Annotated in this window: 1 pseudogene; it reads left to right on the top strand. The window is 36.9% G+C overall.

Features of this window, described 5'->3' with window-relative positions:
- Positions 1-150 precede the first annotated feature (150 nt).
- Positions 151-371, top strand: a pseudogene (locus ACX5KA_RS00010) (hypothetical protein); the annotation flags it as partial.

Genomic DNA, 371 nt, shown 5'->3' with positions numbered 1-371 from the left:
TAAGGCTATATGAATCAAGAGTACTAAACTAGTTGATTACGGCTTTAATGTTTAAAGGTCCTAAGCACTTTTTTGTGTTGTGTTGATCTACGTCAAAGTAAGAATAACGGAATACCGCTACTATTCCCTTACTCACTGATGGAGTTTATTGTGTCAGGCATTTATAAGTGGTTTAAATTAGTACTAATAGCTGCGCTACTTTCACAGCACGGCTTTGCTATGACGAACCCAATTAAATGTGATGGTCACGACACATCAGAATCTCATATGTCCTCAAATGATTCCTTATCAAGCGTAGAACATACTACTTTAAATAATCACACACTTCATTCAGAAAAGAACCAGGATGTACAGCACTGCGAAGGAAATGA

The organism is Alteromonas alvinellae, assembly GCF_902705805.1.
The sequence above is the reverse complement of the archived record's forward strand: the minus strand, read 5'-3'. Positions and strand labels throughout refer to the sequence as shown.